A 25392-nucleotide genomic window follows, 5' to 3' on the forward strand; every position below is an offset into this window, starting at 1 on the left:
AGCCGCGGCAGCGGTGGCAGGGGAGACCGCGGGCAGCGCGGTGGTGGGGGCGCCGGCGGAGGCCGGGAGGCCGCCCGCCGCGCCGGAGCCGGCCGGGGTGGCCGGGGTGGCCGCGCCGGCCGGGGTGGGCATCGAGACGTCGCCCAGCGGGCCGTCGGTGCCCGCCGAGCCGACGGAGGCGCCCGAGCCGGCGCCCGACCCGGAGCCGCCCCGGCTCCCCGGGTACCCGCCGCCGGTGATCGGCGGCAGGCGCAGGGTTCCGTACCGGGCCTCGATCGGCAGGTGGTGCGTGGGCTCGCCGTCGGCGCCGTCGACCGACCGGCCCACGGCGGCCCGCAGCTGGGCCGCGAGGACCGTCGCCGACGGCCGTGCCTCCGGCTCCTTCACCAGCGCCGCGGCGATGACCGGCCACAGCCGCTGCGGGATCTCGGCGGGCCGCTCCGGGATGGTGTTCATGTGCTGCCGGAAGACGCTGACCGCGTCCGGGCCGCGGAAGACCGGGTGGCCGGTGATCAGCTCGTAGAGCATGATGCCGGCGGCGTAGACGTCGGCGGCGGGCGTGGCCTTCTTGCCGGCCACCACCTCCGGCGCCAGGTAGTAGGGGGTGCCGACGACCTGGTGGGTCCGGGTGACCGAGGGGGCGTCGGCGATCCGCGCGATGCCGAAGTCGGTGAGCAGCGGCCGCAGGCCGCCGTCGGCCTGCTCCAGCAGCACGTTCGCGGGCTTGATGTCGCGGTGCACGATGCCGGCCGAGTGCGCCACCGCCATGCCCTCGGCGACCTCGGCGACCAGCAGGCCGGCCTCGTCCGGCTCCAGGCGGCCGCGGCCGGCCAGGTACTTCTTCAGGTCCGGGCCCTCGACCAGCTGCATCACCAGCGCCAGGATGTCGCCCTCGACCACCAGGTCGCGGAGCCGCACCAGGGAGCGGTGGTTCAGACCGACCAGGGCCGCGCGCTCGCGCAGGAAGCGCGTCACCACGTCGGCGTCGGCCGCGAACTCCTCCAGGAGCACCTTGATCGCGACGGCCTCGCCGGTGGCGCGGACGCGACCGCGCCAGACGGCGCCGAACGCGCCGCGGCCGATCTCGTCGTCGAGCTCGTACCTGCTTCCGATCGCCCTGCCCACGCTGCTCCTCATCCCCCCAAGTACTAAGGACCACTGCATTGTGCTCAATTGTGCTCGCCCGGGTCCCCCGCGCTCTGCCGAACCGCCTGACGCGCCGTCGGAAACCCTCCCCGAGGACGTGCCGGGGCCGCTGAAGAAGAACCCTCCAGGGCAAAGACTAGGGCTTGAGAGCCCATCCGTGTCGCCTGGCTGTCCCTCATGCGAGGATGCACCCCATGCAGATCCGGCTCACCGTCACTCGTACACAAGGATCCCGTCAGACTTCCGCTGACGTTCTCGTGACCGCCGAGCCGGGCGCCACTTTGTCCTCCGTCGCGCAACAGCTGCGCACGGCCGCCGGGGTCAGCGCGCCGGGGCGGTTGTTCGCCGGGCTGGACCCGCTGGAGGACGACGCTCCGCTGGGGCGGCCGCTGCTGGTGGACGGTGCGCGCCTGTGGCTGGACGTGCCCGGGACGCCCGCGACGCTGATCGGGAGTCTGGCCCTTTATGTGGTGTCCGGTCCGGATGCCGGTGGTGTGCATCTTCTCACTCCGAAGGATGACGGCTACGGAGGGGAACTACCGATCCGGATCGGGCGGGGCGCGGACGCGGACATCCGGGTGGACGATCCGGACATCTCGCGGATCCACGGCGAGCTGCTGGTGCGGTACGAGCGCGAGCAGATGCGGGTGTTCGTGCGCGACCTGGGGTCGACGAACGGGATGACGCTGGACGGCGCGCAGGTCGGCGGGGCGCCGGTGGAGATGCGGCCGGGCTCGCTGCTGCGGGTGGGGGAATCGTCCATAGCGCTGTCGGTGGAGGCCGGGGGGATTCCGGATCTGCCGGTGCATCCGGACGGCGCGGGCCATGTCTCGGTCGGGCGGGTCGGCTGGGGCCGGGGCCAGGTGGATCCGCCGCAGGTGCGGATCGATCTGCCGCCGCGGCCGGCGGAGAAGGGGCGGCCGGCGATGCGCCGGACCGCGATGGAGCAGTACGAACGGGAGCGGGCCGAGGCGGACCGGCGGATCGCCGGGGCGCTGACGACCGAGGCGCGGATCCGGCGGGAGGCGGCGCCGGACCCGGCGACGCTGCTGGTGTCCGCGGTGCGGCCGGACGCCCGGCTGTGGGAGCGGCGGCCCGGGGAGCCGGACTTCCTGCGGCTGCGGCTGGGGACGGCGGCGCTGCCGTCGAGCGTCACGGTGGTCGGCGGGAAGGCGGTGCAGCCGCGGGTGCCGACGGTGCCGGTGACGGTGGACCTGGCCTCGTGCGGGGTGGTGGGGCTGGTGGGTCCGCGCCCGGAGCTGGCGCGGCTGGCGCGCTATGCGGTGGCGCAGGTGGCGGGGCAGCACAGCCCGAAGTACGTGGAGATCGTGCTGCTGGCGCCGGATGTGATGGCCGGTACCGCGGCGCACAGCGGCGAGGAGCACTGGCGCTGGACGCGGTGGCTGCCGCACTTGATGCCGGAGGACGGCCAGGACTGCACGCGGCTGCTGGGGCTGGGTCCGGACCAGGCGCAGGCCCGGCTGGCCGAGCTGGTGACCCGGATCCGGACCCGCCGCGGGCAGGCGCCGCCGCCGGTGCGCGGGGTGACGCCGACGCCGGACTCCGGGCGCGCGGTGGTGGTGGTCCTGGACCCGATCGCGCCGCTGGCCGGGTGGCCGGACCTGGCCGAGGTGCTGGCCGACGGGCCGGCCGCCGGGGTGTTCACGCTGTGCCTGGCCGACCGGGCCTCGGAGCTGCCGGAGCAGACCCGGGCCATGGTGACGCTGGGCGGCGAGGTCAACTCGCGGCTGCGGGTGGACACGCCGCACGATGCGCCGATCGAGGGCGCGGTGGCGGACATGGTGTCGATCGCGTGGGCGGACCGGTTCGCGCGGGCGCTGGCGCCGCTGCGGGACAGCCGGGACACGCCGACCTCGCCGGAGGAGCAGACCCGGATCCAGCGGGTGTCGCCGGCCTCGGTGCTGCCGGACCAGGTGCGGCTGCTGGAGCTGCTGGGCCTGGAGCTGCTGACGCCGGCCAAGCTGGCGGCGCGGTGGGAGGCGCAGCCGTCGACGCCGCGGGTGGCGCTGGGGCGGGCCGCGGACGGGCCGCTGGCGGTGGAGCCGGCGCATCTGCTGATCGCCGGGGACTCCGGGTCCGGGGTGTCGGAGCTGGTGCGGTCGGTGGTGGCCGGGCAGGCGGCGACCAACCACCCGGACACGCTGGACATCGCGCTGGTGTCGGCGGGGCCGGGCAAGCCGTTGGCGGCTTGTGAGGAGCTGCCGCATGTGTTCGAGTACGTGGATGCCTCGGCGGTCGGTGACGACGCGCTGGAGCGGTTGGTGCGGCGGTTGGAGTACGAGCTGGACCAGCGGGAGTGGCCGCCGGAGGCGGATGGCGGGAGTGGGAGTGGGGTGGGGGGTGTTGGGGATGTTGGATCGGGAGTTGGTGGCGTTGGCGGCGTTGGCGCGGGAGTCGGTGGTGCTGGCGGCGTTGGTGCGGGAGTCGGCGGCGTTGGTGTCGGCGGGGTCGGCAACGTCAGCGGCGGCGTTGGGGGTGTCGGCTCGGGAGTCGGTGGCGTCGGCGGCGTCGGCCCCGGGGCCGGGGTCAGCGGTGCGGTGACGCTGGTCGGTTCCGGGGCTCGCAAGGCTCCGCCGCGCCTGCTGCTGGCCGTGGACAACCTGACCGCGCTGGCCGCCGAGCGGCCGGCGTTCGTCGAGGCGCTGGTCGGGCTGGCCGAGCGCGGGCGGCGGTTCGGGCTGCGGATCGTGGTGGGCGCCTCGCGGATCGAGACGGCCGGCTACGGCGCGCCCGGCAACGCCACCGGCGACCGGGCGTTCCTGGCGGCGCTGAACTCGCCGGTGTGCCTGGTGGCGGACCTGCGGGTGGCGATGCGGTCGGCGAATCCGGAGGCGGTGCGGCTGATCCTGGGCTCCGGGGCGGCGGCGACCTCGGCGCCCGGCGGGCCGGACCTGCCGGGGCGGGCGCAGGCCAAGCTGCCGGGCGGGGCCGTGGTGCCGTTCCAGGCGGCCGGGATCGGGGTGCCGATGGCGTCCTCGGCGACGCCGTCGAGCCGGCCCACCGTGCGCGTCCAGGACTGGCACGAGCTCGGCGAGCCGGTGCGGGCGGCGCGGGCGCGCAAGGAGGCGGCGGACAGCGGGCCGACGGATCTGTCGCTGCTGGTGGGGGCTCTGCGTAAGGCTGCTGACTAGTCGGGACGACGGGACGGGACGAACGGGACGGGACGAACGGGACGGGACGATGGAACCGACGCGCGTCGAGGTCGCGTATTGCGAAGGTTGGGACGCCGGGGCGCATGCCGCGTTCCGGGTGCTGCGCGAGGGCACCGCGCGGGAGCGGCACGCTGCCGGGGAGCGGTATGCGGTGTTGTTCAGCGTGGATGACGAGCCGCGGGCGCTGGCGCAGGTGGATACCGGGGCCGGCTATGTCGGCGTGTTCGGGTTCGATCTTGCGGGGCGGCGCGCGCTCAAGTTCTCCTACCGGGATCTGGGCGACCATCTGATGCTGCGGGAGCTGAAGGCCTGGCGGCATGCCGACGACGACGAGCCGGAGTTCGGGGCGGATCTGCGCATCACGTTCCGGTTCTGGCCGGAGGAGCCGGTCCGCACGGCCTTGGACGACGCGCGGCGCGGCCATTTCACCGCCTACGCGAACCTGCCCGCGCCGCTGCACCGGATCCCGTCACTGGAGTTCGGGGCGTTCGAGGCGTGGCCGGTGGACGGCTGGCTGCTGGGTGCCTTCGAGCCGCTGGAGTTCGTCACCGCTCCGGATCCGGAGCAGGAGGCGACGGGGTGGTTCCGGCCGTTGTGGAGCGCCCCGGAGGCGGCCAGGCCGATCGCGTTGGAGGCGTTGTTCATACCGGATGCGCGGATCCGCAATGGGCAGGGTGATGTGTTCCGGGTCAGCGCGCCGCGCACGGTCGGACAGCTGCGGCTGAGCACCGGGCGGGTGGTGGTCGCGGACCCGGCGACGGTGGAGTTGGAGGGCGATCTGGCGACCGAGCCCTACACGGTTTCGGTGGCGCCGGGGGTGTATCCGGTGCAGGTCAGCGCGATCCGCGCGGTGGGGCGGGATCGGGAGACGGTGGCGGCGGCGCGGTTGCTGCTCAGCGCGGAGCCGGTCGTCAGCTGGGAGTTGGCGCTGCGGCCGGGGCAGGATCCGCGAATGCTTGGGGCGTCGGAGTACTACGGCTTCACGGTGGACTCCGGGACCGGCGCGTTCTTGGACGCGGCAGCTACTGAGGCGCTGGCGGCGTATCAGGACGCGGAGGACGCCGAGCAGGCGGAGGCGACGATCCCCACCGGGGGCGCTGCTGCGGAGCTGCTGACCTACCCCAGCGGCAAGGGCGATGGGTCGTATCCGGTGTGGATCGGGCGCGATGCGGGTGGTGAGGTGACCTGCTTCGTCGCCGACATGCGGTTGCTGGGGCGCGGCGTGGAGGTGCTGGAGCCGGCTGGGCTGGCGGGAGCAGCGGGGACGGCGGGAGCGACGGGAGCGGAGCGGGTCGAGGGTGTGGCGGTGCTGCCGGAGCGGGAGGCGGCGCGGCCGGGGCCGTTTTCGTCGCAGGCAATATTGGAGTTCTTCAACGACACTGCGGATGCGCAGGCTGAGTTCTGGGCTCGGCGGTTGGGGCATTAGCCTCAACGTCGCTCCGCGCCGCCTTGCTCCGCGCCGCCTGCCCCGCGCCGCCTTGCTCTGCGCGTGCTTAGTTGACCGATGATCCCCACGTCGCCCGCGCGCCCGCGTCGCCGACTCGGACGGTCTGGACTGTCGCGGCCACTGCGGCGGCGACAGCGATGATCGCGAAGATGGTCGTCAGGGGCGGGCGCTCGTACTTCTCGGCGAGCACCAGCAGGATCGCGGCGGCCAGCAGGCCGAGCATGTACCAGATCAGCGTCATGCCGAGGTTCTTGTGGTCGACGACGGCGTGCAGGGTCTTCAGGCCGGGGCTGTGGTTGAAGAACTGGATGCCGGTGATGCGTGCGATCCAGGTGCCGATGACCGCGATCACGTCTACGCCGACGATGATCAGTCCGACCTTGCCGGAGCGCCACTGGGGGCGTACCGCCATGGCGACGGTTGCCAGCGCCGCCACCGGGATGCCCACTACCACCAGGTGGATCACCAGGATGTGGGTGGGCAGGCCGAAGATCTTGTAATCCACCGATGCCTCCGTTAGATGCCTGTGGGGACACCTAAACGTACGGCACTGGGCTATGCGTTCAAACGGAAGGCGGTTTTCCGGGTGGGGGGGGGAGGTGGGGGGTCAAGAGCCAGTCAAAGTCAAGAGCTGTGAAAAGCAAAAGGCAGGCGCCTCCGGCGAGGGCCTCGGATCCCTCGGAGAACTGGCGCCGGCTCCATAGGGGGGTCTGGTCAGTCCCTGCGCTGGCGGTTTGTGAGGTGGGGTTTGTTCCCCTCGCTCACGTCGGCAGCCCTACGGGTACAGCACCGCCGCCCAGGTATCAAGTCCATGCCGCTGCGGTAATGCTTATTAGGCTGCGGTTGGGCTTGCATGAACTTGACACCTGGTCGGCGGCACTGTAGGCAAAGCCCTGCCGACGTGACCGAGGAGAACAAACCAAAAACCCAGGGAGAGAGCTGACAATCACTGGGTAGGGGGCTGGGCGCCTCGCTGACTACGGCCGCCGGGAAGGTTCAAGGCAAAAACGGCGGACACCTGAAGGACTCCCCGGCACCAGCACCCCCCCAAATACTTGCCTCACCGGCAGCCGGAGGAGTGCCTCGCCAGCGGTCAAAGACATCTGCCGCACTGGCTGCCCGAAGACTCTGTCGCACGGGAAGCCAAAGACCTGCCTCGCCGGGCGGTCGAAGACTCACTCTCCAGCGGCCGAAGGTTTGCTCGACCGGCGGCCGGATGGCTGAAGTGGCCGCCCACCGCCCCCCGGATCCTTCAGTCCTCTCCCTGGGGTTTTGGTTTGTTCTCCTCGGTCACGTCGGCAGGGCTTTGCCTACAGCACCGCCGACCAGGTGTCAAGTTCATGCAAGCCCAACCGCAGCACTAAGACTCTCACCGCAGCGGCATGGACTTGATACCTGGGCGGCGGTGCTGTACCCGTAGGGCTGCCGACGTGAGCGAGGGGAACAAACCCCCACCCCACAAACCGCCAGCGCAGAGACTGACCAGACCACCCTATGGAGCTGGCGCCAGTTCTCCGAGGGATCCGAGGCCCTCGCCGGAGGCGCCTGATTTTAGCTTTTCACAGCTTTTAACCATCTTCATAACTATTACCCTCCCTCGCAACCCCCTCAAGCACCACACCCCGACTCAATAACCCTCAATAGCCTTTAACAGCCCTCAGCAGCCCTCAATCGCCCTCAACACCCTCAATACCCTCAATAACCGCCACCACATCCGCAGCTCGCGCAGCCTCCTCCGCCGCGAACCGCTTCTCCTTGTCCAACCGCTCAGCCAAGTCCTCATCAGCCTTCATCAGGTCCTCGACATCGACCGCCGCGTGGTCGAGTACTCCCATGTCCGCGTAGGCCTTGCGCACTCGCGGGCCCCAAAGGCCGATGTCCTTCACTGTGGGCACAATGCGCGTGAACAGTAGATTGCGGAAGGTGGTGTAGTACTCCGAATGCTCGTTGAGCTCCAAGCACCGTTCCACCGGCAGTCCCAGGCGCTCGTAGACCTCGCGTCCGTTGATGCGGTCCCGCATCAAGTAGCAGCCCTCGACCACGAACTCCTCGCGTTCGTCGCGTTCGGCCTGGGTGAGTTCTTTGTAGTAGTCGCGTAGGGCCAAACGGCCGAATGCGACATGCCGGGCCTCGTCCTGCATTACGTAGGCCAGGATCTGTTTGGGTAGGGGCATTGTGGTCAGGTCGCGCATTACTCCGAAGGCGGCGAGCGCCAGTCCCTCGATCAGCACCTGCATCCCCAGGTACGGCATGTCCCAGCGGGAGTCGGACAGCGTGTCGTCGAGCAGTGCCTTGAGCTGGTCGTTGATCGGGTAGAACAGCCCGACCTTCTCGGTGAGGAAGCGGGAGTAGACCTCCGCGTGCCGAGCCTCGTCCATGGTCTGGGTGGCGGCGTAGAACTTGGCATCCAGATCCGGCACCGACTCCACGATTCGCGCTGAGCAGATCATCGCGCCCTGCTCACCGTGCAGGAAGTTGGAGAACTGCCAGGCGATCTGGTGTCGGCCCAGCTCATCGTGCTCGGCGGGGGTCATGCGGTCCCAGATGTCGGTGCCGAACAGTGGCGACAGCTCGTGGGGGAAGCCGAGGATGTCGTCGCGGTCGACGGGTAGCGACCAGTCGATGCGGGTCGCTTGGTCCCACTGCTTGCTCTTGCCCTTCTGGTACAGGTTCAGGAGGCGGTCGCGGCCGTCGTCGTACTCCCAGGTGAAGCGGGCGTAGCCGGTGTCGGCCACGTCCCAGGTCTCGTGCTCGGCCGGCAGGGTGTAGAGGTCGTGGGTGGACACGGGGCAGCACCTTCCGTTCCTAGGTCGTCGTCAGATCCCGCATCAGGCGGCGCACCACTTCGGCGATGTGCCGGGAGGTGGTCTCGACCGGTTCGGTGGCCACGATCAGGTGGCTGATCACCAGGCGGAACGCGGTCTCGCAGATCCAACCCACCTCGGCCGTCACGTCCGGGCGGAGGGCCAGGTCCGGCCAGCGCTCGACGAAGATGGCGACGCTGTCCTCGCGGAAGACGTCCATGATCGCCGCGGAGCGGGTGGTCAGGTAGGGCAGCAGGCCGGAGGTGTCGTCGGTGAGGGTGGCCTTGATCAGCGGGTTGTCCAGGGCCGCGGTGAGGGCCGCGGTGACCGCGGCGGCGGTGGCGGCGCCCGCGTCGCCCTCCGCCTCGCGCGCGGCCTGCCCGGTCAGGGCCCGGAAGCGCTCCGCCTCGCGCAGGGCCAGGGCGGCGGCGAGCTGGTCGCGGTTGCCGAACTCGTTGTAGAGGGTCTGCCGCGAGACACCGGCCCGGGCCGCCAGGTCGGCCATGCGGGCACCGGCCCAGTCCCCGGAGACGATGGCTTCGTAGGCGGCGTCAAGGAGTGCTTCGCGTGCGGAACCCATGAGGTCAGCTTGACACGGCGGGAGAGAGTGTCAAGCTCTCGTGTTCGAACCGGCGCCGCGGACCTGGGTGGACGGTGGACAGGGGACGATGGACAGTGGACGGACCCAGCCCTACGCCTGCCGTCCGCCGCCCTACGCCCTACCCCAGCCGTCCCCCACCCCGCGCCAGCACCGCCGCCGCCAACCGGGCCCGCCACTTCGCCAGCCCGGGATCCGGGTCGGGCCCCTCGGTGGCCCAGGACTCCAGCACCGCGTAGGCCTGTGCGTAAGCCTGCTGACTCTCCAGCAGCTGGGCCGCGCGGCGGTAGTTCCACGCCGTGGCCAGTCCCCCGCAGATCATGTGCACAGCCTGCGCCAGCTCGGCCTCGATCCGGGGCTCGAAGCGCTCCTCCAGGACAGTCCCGGCGTAGCTCCAACCGTCGATCCCGAATCTGGGTTCGACGATCGGCTCCAGCAGCTCCGCGGGCAGCCGACCGGGCTCGCGGACGCCGGGCACGGAGCCGCCGGGCTCGCGTACCCCGGACGTCGAGCCACCAACCTCCTCCACGCCGCCGAATCCCAGCCATGCGCGAACCCGCCGTGGCGACGGAACAGGCAGGCGTCGCGGCGGCGTGGGGCGGATTGGGGGTGTTCGTCGGAAGATACGGCCAGCCTAGTGAGGGCGGCGCGGATATCGCGGGAGCACCACGACACCAGGTCGCGGATTCGCCCTATCGTGTGACCCATGACCGCCTTCGACGACGATCTCCGGCTGGCGCACGTCCTCGCGGACTCCGCCGACGCCATCACCATGGGCCGGTTCAAGGCCCGGGACCTGAAGGTGGAGTCCAAGCCCGACATGACGCCGGTCTCCGACGCCGACAAGGCGGCGGAGGAGGCGATCCGTTCGGCGCTGTCGCGAGCCCGGCCCCGGGACGCGATGCTCGGCGAGGAGCTCGGGGAGACCGCGGCCGGGGCCACCGGCCGCAAGTGGATCATCGACCCGATCGACGGCACCAAGAACTACGTGCGCGGCGTGCCGGTCTGGGCCACGCTCATTGGCCTGATGGAGGGCGAGGAAGTGGTGGCCGGCGTGGTCTCGGCGCCCGCGCTGGGCCGGCGCTGGTGGGCGGCCAAGGGCGGCGGCGCGTTCACCGGGCGGTCCCTGGCCTCGGCGCAGCGGTGCCACGTCTCGAAGGTGGCCTCGATCGCGGACGCGTCGCTGGCCTACTCCTCGGTGCTGTCCTGGGAGGAGTACGGGAAGCTGGAGTCCTTCCTGGACCTGTCCCGCGCCTGCTGGCGGACCCGCGCCTACGGCGACTTCTGGTCGCACATGCTCGTGGCCGAGGGCGCGGTGGACATGGCGGCCGAACCGGAGCTGTCGCTGTGGGACATGGCGGCGCTGGAGGTCATCGTCACCGAGGCCGGCGGGTCGTTCACCTCGGTGGACGGCGTCCCGGGCGTGCTCGGCGGCTCGGCGGCGGTGTCGAACCGGCTGCTGCACGAGGAACTGCTGTTCTACGTCGGCGGCCAGCAGCTCGACGGCTGAGCCCGCCCGGCTCGGCACCCCGCACCCCACCCCCGCACCCCACCACCTCCCCCCACCCCCGCACCCCGAGTGGACAGCCGCACCACCCCGTGGTCCGCTGGATGACGCGCCCGGCCGCGCCCCACCCGGCCCCACCCCGCCGACCGGCCAAAAGATCTCCCCGCTTGCCGCTTGCCAACGCCTTCCCTTCATGTGAACTTGTGAAATGAAGGCCCCCGGCGCAGACATCAGGGAGCGACCATGTCCGCCAGCTCCATCACCCCCATTCCCGCCCCCACGCACTACGTCCACGAAGCCATGTCGACCGAGATCCTCCTCATCGGTCCCCGGCACACGCTGCGGCAGGCCGCGCGCCTGATGACGCAGCGCGGCGTCGGCAGCGCCGTGGTGCACAACCCCGAGACCTTCGGGATCGGCATCATCACCGAACGGGACATCCTGCACGCGGTGGGCGGCGGCCTGGACGCCGACACCGAGCCGGTGGAGACCCACCTCACCCACGACGTGGTGTTCGCCACCCCGCGCTGGACCCTGGAGCAGGCCGCCGAGGCCATGACCCGGGGCGGGTTCCGGCACCTGATCGTGCTGGACGCCGACGAGGTGGTCGGCATGATCTCGGTCCGGGACATCGTCCGGGCCTGGGCCCGGGTGCCGTCGGCGGCCTGACCGGCCGGGGGTCATACCCAGGTATGACCCCGATCCGCGACCTTCGGGCGCCCCGTCCGATCGTCGGACCGCCTAAGCTCTCTTGCCATGGGAACGCTTCTGACCTGGATCGCCGACACGCTGCAGAAACTGCCCGGCCCGGCCGCCCTGGTCATGGTGTTTCTCCTGCCCGCCCTGGAGGCCTCGGTCTTCCTGGGCTTCCTGATCCCCGGCGAGATCGCCGTGGTGATCGGCGGCTTCCTGGCCTTCAACGGCAAGGTCAACCTGGCCGTGGCGATGGCCGCGGCGATCGCCGGCGCGGTCATCGGCGACAGCGTCGGCTACGAGGTCGGCAAGAAGTGGGGCGACAAGCTGCTGACCAAGCTGCCGGCCCGCTTCGTCAAGCCCGAGCACATCACGCAGGGCAAGGAGCTGATCAACAAGCTCGGCGGCAAGGCGGTGTTCACCGGCCGCTTCGCCGCGGCCCTGCGCGCCCTGGTGCCCGGCCTGTGCGGCGTGTCCCGGGTCCCGTACAAGAAGTTCCTGTTCTGGAATGCGCTCGGCGGGATCGTCTGGGCCTCCGGCTTCACCCTGCTCGGCTATGCCGCCGGCAACGCCTGGCACAAGATCGAGCACTACGCCTCGCTGGTCAGCTGGGTGCTGCTGGGCCTGGCCGTGGTCGGGGGCGGTGCCTTGTTTCTGGTCAAGAAGCGCAAGAAGGGCACGGTGACCGACCCCACCGACGAGAACGTCGTCGACGAGGTCAGGCACGCTGTGGAGAACTTCGAGGGCAAGGTCGCCCACGAGGTGGACCGGGTGCGCGGTCAGCTGGCGGCCGACGACTCCGCCGAGGCCGCCGCGTCCTGATCCGGCCCCGGACCCGGACTCCGGTCCGCGTCCGGCCCCTGATCCGGACCCGACCCCGACCCCGACCCCGACCCCGGGGCCTCGGCCTCGCCGAACCGCGACAGCGCCACCGCGCCCCCGACCGCGCACACGAACCCGACCACCGCCACCGGCGCGAACCCGGGCCGGGTGTGGTCGTGGAACACCGTGATCCCCAGCACCGCCGGCAGCGCGGTCTCCCCCACCACCAGCATCGCCGTGGCCAGCGTCACCGAGCCCCGCTGGAGCGCCGTGGTGAAGAACAGGAACCCGGTGATCGAGGCGGCCAGCAGCGCGTAGAGCGCCGGATCGCCGACCAGCGCCGACGGGTGCAGGTCCGGCAGGATCCGCACGCAGATCGCGAACGCGCCGAACAGCGAGCCGGCGAACGCGCCGAGCACCACCGGGTTCCCGCCGAACTTCCAGATCACCGCCAGCGAGGCCGCGATCAGCGCCACCACCGCGACCAGCACCACCCAGTGCAGCGCCCGCCCGGTGTGCACCGGCTCCTCCTTGCCCGCGGAGATCCCGACCAGCACCAGCCCGGCCACCACGGCGCCGACCGCGATCCAGTCCGTGCGGCCGAGCCGGGCCTTCAGCAGCGGCACCGCCAGCAGCGCGGTGACCGCCAGCGAGCAGTTCACGATGGCCTGCACCGCGAACAGCGGCAGCTTCTCCAGCGCCACCAGGTTCGCCACCAGCCCGATGGCGTCCAGCCCGAGGCCCGCCACGAACGGCAGCTGGGACAACACCCTGATCAGCAGGCGCGGGTCCACCCCGGCCCCGCCGGTGTCCTTCGTCCGGGCGGCGCCGATCGACTGGAGCACCGTCGCCGTCCCGTACGCGAGCGCGCTGACGAACGCCCCCACCAAGCCCCAAGCCAGTCCCACGCGCGCGCCCTTCCGAGCCGGAGTACCCGAGGCCGGCGGCCCGGGGCTTTGCCCGATTGTTACGCACCGTCGCCGCCGGGCGGAAACCGTCCGTTCCCCCGCAGGTTGCAGGGCTCAGCAGGTATAAACCACCGCGCCGCGGGGAAGGTGGTCGGGAACCGCGGCGGCGGCGAGACGATGATCACACGTCCGGGGGTGGCGGCCCGCCGCGCGGTGAGCCAGTGTTCCTCCTGGGCGCCCCCGCGTCCACGACCAATTCCATATCCGTTCACCACCGATGACTCGCCCCCTCACACCGCCGACCCTCACCGCGCGCCCGCGAAGCACGCACCGGCGGTGCCCGAGACCACCGATGGAAGGCAACTGCCGATGATGAGCGAGACGGCCAACCCGCACCTCGTCCACACGGAACTCCTCACCGCCGAGGCCGAGCGCGCGGCGGCGCTGCTCACCGGCCTGAGCGCCGACGACTGGGACCTGGAGGTCCCGACCTGCCCGGGCTGGACCGTGCGCAAGGTCGCGCGGCACATCGGCACGGCCCACCGCTGGGCCACCGCCATGGTCCGCTCCGGCCTGCGCGAGGATCCCCGCAAGCTCGACCTGGGCTTCCCGCCCGGCTACGACGGCTACCCGGACTGGATCCGCGCCGGCGCCGCCGCCCTGGCCCGCGAGGTCGCCGCCGCCGGCGCCGACAAGCCGGTCTGGAACTGGGGCCCGCAGCCCACCGCCGGCGCCTGGGCCCGCCGCATGCTCCACGAGACCGCGGTCCACCGCGGCGACATGGAGCTGGCCCTGGGCCGCACGCCGGAGTACGACCCCCGGCTGGCGGCCGACGGCGTCGACGAGTTCCTGACCGTCCTGCCGGCCGCCGCCGCGTTCTCCCCCCGGATCCGGGCCCTGACCGGCGACGGCGAGACGGTGCACCTGCACGCCACCGACGCCGTCGACGCCGCCGGCCCGGAGGCCGAATGGCTGATCACCCTGGAGCCCAGCGGCTTCCGCTGGAGCCACACCCACGCCAAGGGCGCCGCGGCGGTCCGCGGCCCGGTCGGCGAGCTGTACCTGTTCGTCTGGGGCCGCCGCACCCCGCAGGCCAAGGAGATCGAGGTCCTCGGCGATCACACGCTGCTGGACCACTGGGTCGTGAACGCGTCGTTCTGATCCGCCGGCCCCGGCGGCGCGTCCGCCGGGGTCCCATCGCCGCAGGTCCGGTTCCGGACACGCCGGCCGCCCGGAGCCCTCCGGCACAGGTCTACACCGCCTACCAGGGTCGAGCGAGGGTAGCGCCAGGGCGATCTTCGCCTCCCGGAGGCCCGCCCCGAGCGCTAACGTCGGCCCATGACGTCTGCTGACTCCTCCCAGACCTCCCCGACCTCCCCGAATCCGGTCGCCGACGCGGTCGCCGAGGCGGTCGCCTGGTACCTCGACGCGAACCCGGTATCCGCGACCGTCATGGGCTCCGAGAACCCGGAGCACACCACGAGCCTGGGCGACCTCACTCTCGACGGCTACGAGCGCCGGGCCGGTCAGGCCGCCGGACATCTGGCCGCCCTGGACGCGCTGGCCGACGTCGACTGCGGGTTCGAGGACGGCGTCGACCGCGACCTGATCCGCGCCCAGCTGCGCCGGATCGGCATCCACGCCGGGCGCCACGTCTGGGTCCGCGACCCGGCGGACTACGTCGGCACCGCGCTGTACGCGTTCTACCTTCCGTTCCAGCAGCGGACCCGGTCCGAGGAGCGCCTGGTCGAGGAGTCCCTGGCGAAGCTGAAGCTGGTCCCCGAGGTGGTGGCCGCCTGCCGCGCCAACCTCGACCCGGCCCTGTCCCCCCGCCTGCTCGTGGACCGCGCCCTGGGCCAGGTCCGCACCGGCCGCTCGTTCTTCACGGAAACGCTCCCGTCGATGGTCCACGACGAGGGCCTGCGGACCCGCCTCGCGGAAGCCGGCGAGCCGGCCGCCGCCGCCTTCGAGGAGCTGACGGTCTTCCTGGAGGACTTCGCCGAGCGCTGCGAGGGTGACTGGCGGCTCGGCGAGCAGACCTACTCCCGGCTGCTCCAGGACGTGGAGATGCTCGGCTACGACACCGCCGAGCTGCACCGCCGCGGCCGGGCCGCCTGGGACGGCCTGGACGCGGAGCTGCGCGAACTGGCTCCCCGCATCACCGGCCTGCCCGGCGGCGCCGTGCCCCGCACCCCCGACGGCGCGCCGGACTGGCGCGCCACGATGGCGGCCCTGTGCGAGGACATCCCGCCGACCGAGGAGGCGATGCTCGCCGAGTACGTCGCCGAGACCGAGCGGGCCCGCCGCTTCACTCGCGAGGTCGACCTGGTCTCCTTCGCCGCCGGCGAGGAGTGCCGGGTCCAGCCCGGCCCGGAGTTCGTGCGCGCGATCCTGTCCGTGGCCTCCTACAGCCGCCCGCCGGCGCTGACGCCGTCCCGCACCGGCGTCTTCAACGTGCCCTTCACCCCCACCGGGTCCTCCCCCGAGGCGGTCCTGGGCCGGCTGAAGACGAACGCCCGCGTCTCGATGCCGACCATCGCCGTGCACGAGGCCTACCCGGGCCACCACTGGCACCTGTCGTGGCTGGCCGAGCAGGGCCGCACCGTCCGCAGCATGTTCACCACGCCCTACTTCATCGAGGGCTGGGCCCTGTACATCGAGACCGCGATGCGGGAGCAGGGCTACTTCGCCGACCCCCGGCACGAACTCGGCCATCTGGACGCCCGCATCTTCCGCGCGGCCCGCATCGTGGTCGACACCGCGCTGCACACCGGCGAGATGAGCATCGAGGAGGCGGAGGCGTTCATGGCGACGAAGGCGTCGCTGACGCCGGAGACCGCCAAGGGCGAGGTGAACCGGTACTGCTCGTGGCCGACGCAGGCGCCGTCGTACCTCACCGGCTGCCTGGAGATCGAGGCGATCCGCGCCGACTACCTGGCCCAGGGCAAGGGGACGCTGAAGCAGTTCCACGACACCATCGCCGGGTCGGGCGGGCTGCCGCTCGGGCTGGCGCGGCGGGTGGCGTTGCGCTGATCGTCGGCGCAGGGAACTTGCTCGCTGAGCTTCGCGAGCCGAACCGAGCCAAGCCGAGCGAGCGGCCGGACGGTGCTCACACCGTCCGGCCGCCCCGGTCCGCACGCACCGACCGGACCAGCGGCCCGAGTCAGCGGGCCGACCGAATCAATGGCCGAACTTCTCCATGAACTCCACCCACATCGGCCCCAGCACCGGCCCGCCCCGCACCGTCCCCCCTTCGGCCCCGCCGGTGATCTTCGCCGCGTTCCCGTTGGAATCCACGCGCGACAAGGCGACAGCGGTCACCAGGTCCGCGCCGTACCCGTCGAACCAGGCCGCGTGGTCGGAGTCCGCCGTTCCGGCCATCGCGGCGAAACCCTTGGCGCTCAACGCCGGCGCGGACGGAGCACCCGTCACCGACTCGGTCCCGAGCACACTCCGCAGCATGTCACCGACCTCATCGGCGGTGTGCGCGGACAAGACCCTCGTCCCCGTCGTGTCCGGCTGCCAGACCATCTTGTCCCGCGCGTCCTTCACCATGAACACGAACGCCGGATCGTGGCGGATCCCGCCGTCGGCGAAGACGCCGTACACCGACGCCATCGTCAACGGCGACTCCTGGGCCGTCCCCAACGTCAACGACGCCACCTGGAGCAGGTCCGGGCTGCCGTTCGGCATCCCCACCGCGAGCGCCGTCGCGTAGACCTTGGCCAGGCCCACGTCCGAGGCCAGCTCGACCTGCGCGAACGGCGTGTTCAGCGCCTTCACCATCGCCTCGCGCAGGTTGACGAAAGCGTCCCCGCGCACCGGTCCCCCGCTCTCCGGCGGCCAGGCGTGCTGCTGCCCGGTCCGGGAATCGGAGTACTGCAAGGCCGCCCCGGAGCCGTCCGGCCAGCTGAGCGGATGCTTGTCAGGGTTCGTCGGCTCGTTCGAGTCCGGCGAGTAGCGGCCGGTCTCGAACGCCGCCGCCGCCGTGATCGGCTTCATCAGGTCCGCGATCTGCGCCGGCCGGTCCCAGGGGCCGCTCAGCGCCTTGACATACCCGGTCCGGGGGTCGAGCGCCGCCAGCCCGAGGTCGTTCGGCGAGGACTTGGAGGCCTCGGCCGCCTGCTGCATGGCCTGGTCGAAGGTCGTGACCACGGTGGCTCCCCCGAGGTCGCCATGGTAGTTCGTCTTCAGGTACTGCTGCGCGGCGTCGAGCAGCGGCCCTGCGGGCAGCTCTGTCCGGCCATCGTTGTAAACGTACTTCGCAGGCGTCGCCGGCGCACTCGCCGACGTGCTCACCGGCACCGCCGGCGGTGCCCCCTGCGACCCGCCGGACATCGTTGCCCACACCCCCAGCCCCACGGCCGCCACCGCCAGCGCCGCACCGGCTCCGCCGATCCGCTGCCGCCGCTTGCGCCGGGCCTCCAGGATCCGCTGTCGCATCGCGCGGTACGGCGAGGTCGTCGCCCGCACATCCCGCGACCGCTCAGCGAACATCGCGCGGAACTCCGCTTCCCACTCCTCAGGCCTCTCGAAGTCCCTCTCGCTCACCGCGCGCTCCCCTCGACCCGAAGCTCCGCCCTGAGCCGGGCCAAACCCCGCGCGACCTGACTCTTCACCGACCCCACCGCGCACCCCATCACCGCGGCCACCTCGGCCTCGGACAGGTCCTCGAAATACCGCAGCACGAACACCGTCCGCATGCGCGGCGGCATCGTGAGCACCGTGCGCCACAACTCGTCGCGCACCGCGTGCGCTTCCTGATAGTCGCCCCGGCCGCCGGGCTCCGGCCGCTCCGGCGGCTCCGCCACGACGTGTTCGACGACCCGGCGCCGCCGCCACGCGCTGATGTTCAGATTGACCATGACGCGGCGGACGTAGACCTCCGGCGCGTCACCCCGCTCGATGGCGCCCCAGCGCTTGTACGTCCGCATCAACGCGGTCTGCACCAGGTCCTCGGCGGCGCCGTGGTCCCCGGTGAGCAAGTAGGCGGTGCGGAGCAGCCGGTGCCACGACCCCTCGACGAACTCGCGGAACGAGTCCTCCTGCGCGGCCTTCACCGCCGATCCCCCGCCTGAAGCCCGCCGTCGCCGGTCGGCGACTGTCACTTCCATTCCCGCCCCTGTCGGTCGGTGTCTTGTCACCACCACAGACACCGACCGGCAGGGCAGCGGGTTACACGTTCCCGGAACCCGTCGATCGCGGAACCTGTCGATCGCGGAACCCATCGATCGCGGAACCTGTCGACAGGAATCGCGGACCGCTCAGCTCGGGCTGACCGTCACCGACTTGATCTGCACCGGGATCGTCGGCCGCCCGGTCCCGTCCGACCCGGGGCTGCTGATCCCGCCGGACGCCACGTGCACCAGGATCTCGTGCCCGGCGGTGATGGTGCCGAACGGCGTGTAGTCCGGCTGGAGCTGGCTGTCGCCGAACACCAGGAAGAACTGCGAGCCGTTGGTCCCCGGTCCGGCGTTGGCCATCGCGACCGTCCCGTCCGGGTACGTCGCCCCGGTGAGGTTCTCGTCCTGGAAGGTGTAGCCGGGACCGCCGGTGCCGTCCGTCGACTTGGGATCGGCGCCGACCGCCGGGTCGCCGCACTGCAGCATCTGCAGCCCCGCCGACGTCGACAGGCGGTGGCAGAAGCTGCCGTCGTAGAAGTGCTGGCCGGCCAGGAAGTTCATCGAGTTCACGGTGTGCGGCGTCTTGGCCGCGTCCATCGCGATGACGATGTCGCCCTGGTCGGTGTGGATCGTCATCGTGTACTTCTTCGTCTTGTCGATGGTCATCGCCGGCTCCTGGGCCCAGCTCTTGGCGCCCGACGAAGCGGTCGTGGTCGCCGTGGACCCGCCCGCCGCCGAGGACGAGGAGGAGGACGACGCCGAAGCCGCCGAGGACGACGTCGACGCCGAGGGCGCCCCGGACCTCGAAGTCGCGGACGTCGACGAGGCGCCGCCGGCGCCCGCGGCCCCGATCGACCCCGAGGAGGCGCAACCCCCCACCGTCAACGCACCGGCCGCCACCAGCACCGCCCACCGACCATGCCGCACTGCCTGTAGCATCCTCGCCGCTCCTGTCCGAGTACGTGCCGTTGCTGCGTCCGACAGGCGAGGTTATCCCACCGGCGCCTCAGGCCCCATAGACCGGCCCGGGCACCGGCGCCCGTCCGATCAGGTCCGCGACCACCGCGTCCAGATCCTGCGCGGCCCACCGCCCGCCCTTGTCGACCGTCGGGCCGTGCTGCCAGCCGTCGGCGACGCCGATCCGGCCGCCCTCGACCTCGAACAGGCGGCCGGACACCGCCCGGGAGCGGTCCGAGCCGAGCCAGGCCACCAGCGGCGACACGTTCTCCGGGGCCATCGCGTCGAACCCGTCGTCGGGGCGGGCCATCAGCTCGCTGAACGTGCCCTCGGTCATCCTGGTGCGGGCGGCGGGGGCGATCGCGTTGACCGTGACGCCGTAGCGGCCGAGCTCCGCCGCGGCCTGGATGGTCAGGGCCGCGATACCCGCCTTGGCCGCCGCGTAGTTGCCCTGCCCGACCGAGCCCAGCAGGCCCGCGCCGGAGCTGGTGTTGATGACCCGGGCGTCGTTGAGGTTCCCCATCTTGTACTGGTCGCGCCAGTGCGCGCCGGCGTGCCGCAGGGTGAGGAAGTGGCCCTTCAAGTGGACCCGGATGACGTCGTCCCAGTCCTGCTCGGAAAGGTTGACGAGCATCCGGTCCCGGAGGAAGCCGGCGTTGTTGACCAGGACGTCGAGCTTGCCGAAGGCTTCGAGCGCGGTCTGGACGAGCGCGGCGGCGCCGTCCCAGGCGGCGATGTCGTGGTGGTCCGCGACCGCTTCGCCGCCCGCCGCCCGGATCTCGGCGACGACCTGCTCGGCCGGGCTGTCCTGGCCGGCGGTGCCGTCCTCGTCGGGGACGACGCCGGCCAGGACAGCCCGGCCGTCCAGGCCCACGCCGAGATCGTTGACGACGACCTTCGCCCCCTGCCGAGCGAACTCCAGCGCGTGCGCGCGCCCCAGGCCCCGGCCGGCCCCGGTGATCACGGCGACCCGGCCGTCGCAGATCCCTGTCATCGCGCACTCCTCATGGTCATGGATGTTCGGCGTTGGCGGCGTCGAGGAACGCCGGACGCGTTCCTCCTCCGTCCAGGAGTATCGCGGCTCCGTTGACGTACGCCGCCAACGGCGAGGCCAGCAGCACGCACAGGTTCCCGACGTCGTCGGGTTCGGCCAGGCGGCCCAGGGCGATGGTCCGGGCCACGGCCGCGACGCCGGCCTCGTCCCCGTAGTGCAGGTGGGACTGCTCGGTGCGGACCGGTCCGACCGTGATGGCGTTCACCCGCACCTTCGGCGCCCATTCCACGGCCAGCGTGCGGGTCAGGTTCTCCAGACCGGCCTTCGCCGCTCCGTAGACGGCGGTCCCGGGGCTGGCCCGGCGGGCGCTCTCGCTGGAGATGTTGATGATCAGGCCGCCGTCGAGCTGCGGCTGCATCACCCGGTTCGCGGCCTGCGCGACGGTCAGCGGCGCCAGCAGGTTCAGCGCGACGATGGCGCTGCCGAACCGCGGGCTCGCGTCGGCGGCCGGCACGTAGGGGGCGCCGCCGGCGTTGTTGACGACGACGTCGAGCCGCCCGAAGTCGCCGACGACGCCCGCCACGAGCGCCTGCACCTGCTCGGCGTCCCGGACGTCGGCGCCCCGGTGCTCCGCGCCCGCCGGCAGGTCCGTCGCGGGCGCGCGCCGTCCGCAGCTGACCACGGCCATCCCGGCGGCCGCCAGCCGCCGGGTGATGCCCAGCCCCACGCCGCGTCCGCCGCCGGTGACCAGGGCCACCCGGCCCGCCAGATCCACGTTGACCGCCACGCCCGCACGGTACCAAGTGCACCAAGCAAACGCTAGGTCAAGTCGCGGGCCCGACCCCTTCGCGGGGCCCGTGCCAGACTGGAACCGTGCCGTTGACCGTCTCCCTCCTGGGCCCCCTCGAAGTCCGCGTCGACGGCGCCCCGGTCACCCTGGGCGGCGCGCGTCTGCGGACCCTGATCTCCCGGCTCGCGCTGGATCCGGGACGAGTGGTCACCGCGACCTCGCTGATCGACGCGCTGTGGAACGACGAGCCGCCGGAGGGCGCCGCCAACGCGCTCCAGTCCCTCATCTCGCGCGTCCGTAAGTCGCTCGGCGACCCGGCGCTGCTCGCATCCACGCCCGGTGGCGGCTACCGCCTGGCCATCGCGCCGGAGTCGGTCGACGCGGTCCGCTTCGAGAGCCTGTTCCGCTCCGGCCGCGAGGCGCTGCGCGCCGACGACCCGTCCGCCGCGCGCCAGACCCTGCGCGAGGCCCTGACGCTGTGGCGCGGCCCGGCACTGGCCGATGTCGCGGACGCGCCGTTCGCGACCGCCCCGGCCGCGCGGCTGGACGAGCTGCGGCTGGCCGCGCTCGTCGACCGGCTCGACGCCGAGCTCCGGCTCGGGCAGGCGGCCGAGGCGCTGGCCGAGCTCGAAGCGCTCACCGCCGAGCACCCGCTGCGCGAGAACATCGCCGCGCTCCATGTCAAAGCCCTGTACGCGGTCGGCCGCCAGGCCGAGGCGCTGGCGGTCTACGAGCACGTCCGGCGGGCCCTCGCCGACCAGTTGGGGATCGATCCCTCCAAGGAGCTCGCCGAGGTCCATCTCGCGGTGCTGCGCAACGATCCCGCGCTGGCGCCGGCCCCGTCGGAGGCGGCGCCGAAGACCAATCTCAAGTCCCGCCTGACCAGTTTCGTCGGCCGGGACGAGGAGGTGAAGCGGATCGGCAAGCTGCTGGAGACCTCGCGGCTGGTGACGCTCGTCGGTCCCGGGGGCGCGGGCAAGACGCGCCTGGCGAGCGAGACCGCGCAGCGGGCTGTGGAGCGGTTCCCGGACGGGGCCTGGCTGGTCGAGCTCGCGCCGGTCACCGATCCCAACGAGGTGCCGCAGGCCGTGCTGTCCGCGCTCGGTCTGCGGGAGACCCGGGTCATCACCAACAACTCCTCGCCGACGGCCGCCGCGGCCATCATGCGCGGCGGCGCGATGGGCCACCTGATCGAGGGCCTGGCGGAGAAGCGGATCCTGGTGATCCTCGACAACTGCGAGCACCTGGTCGGAGCCGCGGCCGATCTCGCCGAGACGCTGCTCGGCCACGCCCCCGGGCTGCGGGTGCTGGCCACCAGCCGGGAGCCGTTGGTCATCGACGGCGAGACCATCTTCGCGGTGCCACCGCTGGCACTGCCGGAGGCGGCCGACCAGGACCGGTTCCAGCAGCGGAAGGCCGAGGCCGGTTACCTGGCCGCGGTCGGCGAGCACGACGCGGGAGCGTCCGACGGCGCCCCCACCGACCCGCGACGCGGCGACAGCTATCAGGGCTCTGCGAGTGTTCCGGGCCGGAACGGTGCGGCTCCCGCGCCCGGCGAGGCCGCGGCGCCGTCGTCCTCCCGGCCGAGTCCCATCGCCGCGCTGCACTCCGGCCCGGCGCCGACTCCGCTGTCGGTCGCCGACACCCTGCTCGCCTATCCGGCCGTCCGCCTGTTCGCCGACCGCGCCGCCGCCGTCGATCCGGACTTCACGGTCGACGCCGACACCCTTCCCGACGTCATCCGCATCTGCCGCAGCCTGGACGGGCTTCCGCTGGCGATCGAGCTGGCCGCGGCACGGCTGCGCACGCTGCCGCTGCACCAGATCGCGGGCCGTCTCGGCGACCGCTTCCGGCTGCTCACCGGCGGCAGCCGCACCGCGATGCCGCGCCACCAGACCCTGCGCGCGGTCGTGGCCTGGAGCTGGGAGCTGCTCTCCCCCGACGAGCGCGACCTCGCCGAGCGCCTGGCCGTCTTCCCCGGCGGCGTCACCGCCGAGGCGGCGGCCGCCGTGTCCCCGGGCCTGGACCCGGACACGGCGTTCGACCTGCTCTCAGCGCTCGTGGACAAGTCGCTGCTCCAGACCGTGCTCACCGAGCCCGGCCAGGAGCCGCGGTTCCGCATGCTGGAGACGCTGCGCGAGTACGGCGCGGACCGGCTGAACGAGACCGGCCGGCTGGCCGAGGTCCGGCGGGCGCACGCGCGCTTCTTCCGGGACCTGGTGGAGACCGCCGAGCCGCATCTGCGCCGGAGTGAGCAGATGGTCTGGCTCAAGCGCCTGAACGCCGAGCGCGACAACATCCTGGCCGCGCTGCGGTTCGCCGCCGCCGACGAGGACGCCGACACCGCCGTGCGCATCGCCGCCGGGATGACCTGGTACTGGGCCATGGGCGACCAGAACCAGGAGGGCAAGGTCTGGCTGCGGGTGGCGCTGGACGTGCCGGGCGACTCGCCGCCGGAGCAGCACGCCATCGTGACGGTGCTGGAGATGGTCACGACGATGTTCGAGGAGAACCGCTGGACCGAGGTGCCGGCGATGGAGCGGAAGGTGGCCGCGGTGATCGCCGCGGTGCCGACCCGGAACCATCCGCTGCTGGCGCTGGCGGCCGTGATCGGACCGATGCTGGCCGACGACGCCCCGCGGCTGGCGGAGGCGGTGGCCGCGAACGCCGACCACCCCGATCCGTGGGTGGGCGCGATGCTGCACATGATGCAGGGCATGTCGGAGGAGAACGCCGGCCGGCGCAGCGTGGTGCGGTCGGACCTGGAGCAGGCCCGGCGGGTGTTCGGCGAGCTCGGCGACCGCTGGGGCCTGTCGGCGTGCCTGAACTCGCTGGCCGCGCTGGCCATCACCGACGGCGACGACGCCACGGCGCTGGAGCTCCAGAACGAGGCGCTGGAGCTGATCAGCGAGATCAACGCCTTCACCGACGCCGCGCAGATCCAGATCGGCCGGGCGCATCTGCTCGGCCGCATAGGACAGCATGAGCAGGCGCGGCAGCTGCTGGAGGAGGTGCTCGACGCCGGACGCCGCTCCGGATCGGGCATGACAGCCCTGGTGGCGCTGCTCGGCCTGGTCGAGCACCACCGCCGGCTCGGCGAGCGGGAGCTGGCCGAGCACTACATGCGCGAGACCGACGCCGAGTACGCCTCCGGCTGGGAGGGCCCGCCGCAGATGCTGTCGATCCGCGAAGGGCTGCGGGCGATGCTGGCCCTCGACATCGGCAACACCGACACCGCCCGCCGAGCCCTGGCCAACGCTTTGCAGTTCTCCGCGGTCGCCCGCGACATGCCGGTCCAGTCCCGAGTGGCGACCGGCACGGCCCGCTACGCCCGGGTGAGCGGGGACACCGCGCTGGCCGCGCGGCTGCTCGGCGCCTCCGAGGAGATGCTCGGCGCCGTCGACCGCAGCGACCAGGAACGGCTGGCGCTGATCGCCGAGATCGGCGGCGAGCCCGGATACGAGGCCTGGTACGCCGAGGGTAAAAACGGTGTGCGCCAAGAGAACCAGGTCCTCTTGGCGCACACGTTGGGGTTGGCCGCGGACGACCTCGGCAAGCTGCCGGATCAGACCTTGCGGCCGTAGGCACGCAGCGCCAGCGGCATGAACACGGCGGTCACACCGATGATCCAGCCGATGGTCCACAACAGGTGGCTGGTGACCGGCCCGCCCAGGAACAGGCTGCGGGACACCCCGGCCAGGTGGGTGATCGGGTTGACGTTCACGAAGCCCTGCATCCAGCCCGGCAGGGTGTTGGTCTGCACGAAGGTGTTGGAGCCGAAGCTCAGCGGCAGCACCAGCAGGATCATGAAGCCCTGCACCGAGCCCGGCGTGCGGGCCACCATGCCGAGCCAGACCGAGACCCAGCTCAGGGCGAGCGCGAACGTGGCGGCCAGCAGCAGCGCGGCGCCGGCCTGGAACGGGTCGGTGTGGATCCGGAAGCCCATGGCGTAGCCGACGCTCAGGGTGATGACGGCGACCAGCGCGTAGCGGACGAAGTCCGCGAGCACGGCCCCGACCAGCGGTGCCGACCTGGCGATGGGCAATGAGCGGAACCGGTCGAACACTCCCTTGGAGATGTCAGTGTTCAGGTTCACGCCGATCGCCGTGGCGCTCATCGCGATGGTCTGCGCGAGGATGCCCGGTAGCAGGTACTGGAGATAGACGCTCTGCGACCCGGCGATCGCGCCGCCGAAGACGTACGTGAACAGCAACAGGAAGATCACCGGCTGGAGCGTGACGTCCAGCAGCGCCTCGGGCGTGCGCATGGTCTTGAGCAGGCTGCGCTTGGCCAGGGCGGCGCTGTGGCGGATGGTCTTGAACGGCCGGGAGGCGGGAGCGGTGGCGGCGGTCGGGCCGGCGGTGACAGTGGCGGTGGTCATGGCGGTTCCCCTTTGAAAGATCTTTGATATGCGGTGAGGGCTTGCGACT

General features: G+C 72.1%; 20 protein-coding genes. 8 read left to right on the top strand and 12 right to left on the bottom strand.

Annotated elements, in window-relative coordinates:
- Positions 1-1125, bottom strand: a 1125-nt coding sequence (locus tag ABD481_RS29010) for a serine/threonine-protein kinase (RefSeq protein ID WP_344668965.1), incomplete at its 3' end; no start/stop codon positions are given.
- 278 nt (positions 1126-1403) lie between these two features.
- Between ABD481_RS29010 and ABD481_RS29015 the strand changes: the two genes are divergently transcribed.
- Together ABD481_RS29015 and ABD481_RS29020 are read left to right on the top strand one after the other, a co-directional pair.
- The gene (locus tag ABD481_RS29015; RefSeq protein ID WP_344668966.1) at positions 1404-4298 is read left to right on the top strand and encodes an FHA domain-containing protein; all 2895 of its coding nucleotides are present in this window, start codon (positions 1404-1406) and stop codon (positions 4296-4298) included.
- A 49-nt stretch (positions 4299-4347) separates the two neighbouring features.
- A complete protein-coding gene (locus ABD481_RS29020) occupies positions 4348-5745 on the top strand; it encodes a DUF4241 domain-containing protein (protein ID WP_344668967.1) in 1398 nt (465 codons plus the stop codon).
- A gap of 67 nt (positions 5746-5812) precedes the next feature.
- Here ABD481_RS29020 and ABD481_RS29025 read toward each other — a convergent pair whose 3' ends face one another.
- From ABD481_RS29025 to ABD481_RS29040, 4 genes are all read right to left on the bottom strand, one after another.
- Positions 5813-6271, bottom strand: a complete 459-nt coding sequence (locus tag ABD481_RS29025) for a DUF2231 domain-containing protein (protein WP_344668968.1) — start codon at positions 6269-6271, stop codon at positions 5813-5815.
- A 1162-nt stretch (positions 6272-7433) separates the two neighbouring features.
- A complete protein-coding gene (locus ABD481_RS29030) occupies positions 7434-8552 on the bottom strand; it encodes a ferritin-like domain-containing protein (RefSeq protein WP_344668969.1) in 1119 nt (372 codons plus the stop codon).
- Positions 8553-8571: 19 nt separating this feature from the next.
- Positions 8572-9150, bottom strand: coding sequence for a TetR/AcrR family transcriptional regulator (locus ABD481_RS29035; RefSeq protein WP_344668970.1), 579 nt, complete (start codon positions 9148-9150; stop codon positions 8572-8574).
- Between the two features lie 139 nt (positions 9151-9289).
- Positions 9290-9697, bottom strand: a complete 408-nt coding sequence (locus ABD481_RS29040; protein ID WP_344668971.1) for a hypothetical protein — start codon at positions 9695-9697, stop codon at positions 9290-9292.
- A gap of 177 nt (positions 9698-9874) precedes the next feature.
- Here ABD481_RS29040 and hisN point away from each other — a divergent pair, with 177 nt between their 5' ends.
- From hisN to ABD481_RS29055, 3 genes are all read left to right on the top strand, one after another.
- Entirely contained in the window at positions 9875-10678 is an 804-nt protein-coding gene (gene hisN, locus ABD481_RS29045; protein WP_344668972.1) for a histidinol-phosphatase, read from the top strand.
- A 240-nt stretch (positions 10679-10918) separates the two neighbouring features.
- Complete coding sequence (locus ABD481_RS29050; protein ID WP_344668973.1) at positions 10919-11344, top strand: CBS domain-containing protein; 426 nt, start codon at positions 10919-10921, stop codon at positions 11342-11344.
- Positions 11345-11431: 87 nt separating this feature from the next.
- Positions 11432-12190, top strand: a complete 759-nt coding sequence (locus ABD481_RS29055; protein WP_344668974.1) for a DedA family protein — start codon at positions 11432-11434, stop codon at positions 12188-12190.
- Here the strand turns inward: ABD481_RS29055 and ABD481_RS29060 are convergent.
- Positions 12148-13098 carry a DMT family protein gene (locus ABD481_RS29060; protein WP_344668975.1) on the bottom strand — a complete coding sequence of 317 codons (951 nt, stop codon included), beginning with the start codon at positions 13096-13098 and terminating at the stop codon, positions 12148-12150. The two genes, ABD481_RS29055 and ABD481_RS29060, sit on opposite strands and share 43 nt — an antisense overlap.
- A gap of 369 nt (positions 13099-13467) precedes the next feature.
- Between ABD481_RS29060 and ABD481_RS29065 the strand changes: the two genes are divergently transcribed.
- Both ABD481_RS29065 and ABD481_RS29070 read left to right on the top strand, forming a co-directional pair.
- A complete protein-coding gene (locus ABD481_RS29065; RefSeq protein WP_344668976.1) occupies positions 13468-14259 on the top strand; it encodes a maleylpyruvate isomerase family mycothiol-dependent enzyme in 792 nt (263 codons plus the stop codon).
- A 177-nt stretch (positions 14260-14436) separates the two neighbouring features.
- Positions 14437-16131, top strand: a complete 1695-nt coding sequence (locus ABD481_RS29070; RefSeq protein WP_344668977.1) for a DUF885 domain-containing protein — start codon at positions 14437-14439, stop codon at positions 16129-16131.
- Positions 16132-16278: 147 nt separating this feature from the next.
- On the opposite strand, the gene ABD481_RS29075 is transcribed toward ABD481_RS29070, so the two are convergent.
- From ABD481_RS29075 to ABD481_RS29095, 5 genes are all read right to left on the bottom strand, one after another.
- Positions 16279-17649 carry a penicillin-binding transpeptidase domain-containing protein gene (locus ABD481_RS29075; RefSeq protein WP_344668978.1) on the bottom strand — a complete coding sequence of 457 codons (1371 nt, stop codon included), beginning with the start codon at positions 17647-17649 and terminating at the stop codon, positions 16279-16281.
- Positions 17646-18212, bottom strand: a complete 567-nt coding sequence (locus ABD481_RS29080) for a SigE family RNA polymerase sigma factor (protein ID WP_344668979.1) — start codon at positions 18210-18212, stop codon at positions 17646-17648. The genes ABD481_RS29075 and ABD481_RS29080 overlap by 4 nt, the downstream gene beginning before the upstream one ends.
- Positions 18213-18362: 150 nt before the next feature.
- A complete protein-coding gene (locus ABD481_RS29085) occupies positions 18363-19160 on the bottom strand; it encodes a peptidylprolyl isomerase (RefSeq protein ID WP_344668980.1) in 798 nt (265 codons plus the stop codon).
- Positions 19161-19227: 67 nt separating this feature from the next.
- On the bottom strand, positions 19228-20172 hold the full coding sequence (locus ABD481_RS29090; RefSeq protein ID WP_344668981.1) for an SDR family oxidoreductase: 945 nt from the start codon (positions 20170-20172) through the stop codon (positions 19228-19230).
- A gap of 16 nt (positions 20173-20188) precedes the next feature.
- A complete protein-coding gene (locus ABD481_RS29095; RefSeq protein ID WP_344668982.1) occupies positions 20189-20959 on the bottom strand; it encodes an SDR family oxidoreductase in 771 nt (256 codons plus the stop codon).
- An 86-nt stretch (positions 20960-21045) separates the two neighbouring features.
- Here ABD481_RS29095 and ABD481_RS29100 point away from each other — a divergent pair, with 86 nt between their 5' ends.
- Positions 21046-24546, top strand: a complete 3501-nt coding sequence (locus ABD481_RS29100; protein ID WP_344668983.1) for an AfsR/SARP family transcriptional regulator — start codon at positions 21046-21048, stop codon at positions 24544-24546.
- Here the strand turns inward: ABD481_RS29100 and ABD481_RS29105 are convergent.
- Positions 24528-25343 carry an ABC transporter permease gene (locus ABD481_RS29105; protein ID WP_344668984.1) on the bottom strand — a complete coding sequence of 272 codons (816 nt, stop codon included), beginning with the start codon at positions 25341-25343 and terminating at the stop codon, positions 24528-24530. The genes ABD481_RS29100 and ABD481_RS29105 overlap by 19 nt on opposite strands.
- Positions 25344-25392 lie beyond the last annotated feature (49 nt).

The sequence above is a fragment of the Catenulispora yoronensis genome (genome assembly GCF_039531695.1).
GTDB lineage: Bacteria > Actinomycetota > Actinomycetes > Streptomycetales > Catenulisporaceae > Catenulispora > Catenulispora yoronensis.

What these genes read in the sequence shown, in the direction of transcription:
- ABD481_RS29020 (WP_344668967.1), top strand. Translation starts at nt 4,348, where the DNA reads ATGGAACCGACGCGCGTCGAGGTCGCGTATTGCGAAGGTTGGGACGCC.
- ABD481_RS29035 (WP_344668970.1), bottom strand. Translation starts at nt 9,150, where the DNA reads ATGGGTTCCGCACGCGAAGCACTCCTTGACGCCGCCTACGAAGCCATC.
- hisN (WP_344668972.1), top strand. Translation starts at nt 9,875, where the DNA reads ATGACCGCCTTCGACGACGATCTCCGGCTGGCGCACGTCCTCGCGGAC.
- ABD481_RS29050 (WP_344668973.1), top strand. Translation starts at nt 10,919, where the DNA reads ATGTCCGCCAGCTCCATCACCCCCATTCCCGCCCCCACGCACTACGTC.
- ABD481_RS29055 (WP_344668974.1), top strand. Translation starts at nt 11,432, where the DNA reads ATGGGAACGCTTCTGACCTGGATCGCCGACACGCTGCAGAAACTGCCC.
- ABD481_RS29065 (WP_344668976.1), top strand. Translation starts at nt 13,468, where the DNA reads ATGATGAGCGAGACGGCCAACCCGCACCTCGTCCACACGGAACTCCTC.
- ABD481_RS29070 (WP_344668977.1), top strand. Translation starts at nt 14,437, where the DNA reads ATGACGTCTGCTGACTCCTCCCAGACCTCCCCGACCTCCCCGAATCCG.
- ABD481_RS29080 (WP_344668979.1), bottom strand. Translation starts at nt 18,212, where the DNA reads ATGGAAGTGACAGTCGCCGACCGGCGACGGCGGGCTTCAGGCGGGGGA.
- ABD481_RS29085 (WP_344668980.1), bottom strand. Translation starts at nt 19,160, where the DNA reads ATGCTACAGGCAGTGCGGCATGGTCGGTGGGCGGTGCTGGTGGCGGCC.
- ABD481_RS29090 (WP_344668981.1), bottom strand. Translation starts at nt 20,172, where the DNA reads ATGACAGGGATCTGCGACGGCCGGGTCGCCGTGATCACCGGGGCCGGC.
- ABD481_RS29105 (WP_344668984.1), bottom strand. Translation starts at nt 25,343, where the DNA reads ATGACCACCGCCACTGTCACCGCCGGCCCGACCGCCGCCACCGCTCCC.